Source organism: Xanthobacter sp. BG11Y11_SDJG (assembly GCF_057364445.1).
In genome coordinates this window covers 1-788 of the sequence record NZ_JBNFNU010000797.1, presented here as the reverse complement: position 1 = coordinate 788, position 788 = coordinate 1, and the positions used below count along the sequence as shown (strand labels likewise).

The following is a 788-nucleotide window of genomic DNA, read 5'->3' as shown; positions in this document are numbered from 1 at the left end:
GCACCCACGCGCTCCCTCCGCGCGCCGCCAGCGAGGTACGGAGCCCGACCGCGCGCGGTAGAACGGCGACGAGGGCTCGGGAATCGCGACTCCGGCAGCGTCACCGACCCCAATGCCAAGCCATCGGGCAGGAGGACAGGCGTGTCGCCGGGAGGGGCGTCGCGGGGAAGGTCGGGCATGGTCATCTCCGATCGCCCGGCCAACGCGGGCGTTTCCGGAGATATGGCTTCTCCCAACCCGAATTGCGATTGCGCGAATGCAAGGAGACCGCGGCGGCCCGAGCCGGGGCGCACGCCTTGCGGCTCCGGCTTAGGACCGCAGGAGCGCGTCGATCGCCGCCGAAAAGCCTTTCAGGGAGAAGGGCAGCGCCACTTCCCGCTCGGCGGCATCGCGATATTTCAGGGCCGGCGGCTCGCTCTGGGCCTTGAGCCGGGCGAGCGCCGGATCGGCCAAAACCACGTCGGCGAAGCAGCCGCCAGGCGCGCAGCGGCGGAAGGCGAGGTCGGCGAGCCCGTCGCCCGAGGCGGCGGCGGCCTTCACCCCGCCCTCCATGGTCACGTTGACGGGCAGCTGCACCACCATGCGCAGCGGCGCGGCCTTACCGTCACGGCCGAAGGCGATCAGGGCGACGGGGGCCGACTGGCCCTGCACCAGCAGGCGCTGGGTGAGCTCGCAGCGGCGCGCGCGCCATTGGGCCAGCAGCGCAGCACCCAGTCGCCATAGGTCTCTGAAGTGGAATCCGGGCCGGAAGCCGCGGGGGCGGGCGCTGCGGCCGGGGCCGGGGCCGA

1 protein-coding gene is annotated in these 788 nt (G+C 73.1%); it reads right to left on the bottom strand.

Annotated elements, in window-relative coordinates; genetic code table 11:
- Positions 1 to 309 precede the first annotated feature (309 nt).
- Positions 310 to 788 (bottom strand): invasion associated locus B family protein (locus AC2W7M_RS26590; RefSeq protein WP_486136193.1); only part of this gene is annotated, 479 nt, incomplete at its 5' end.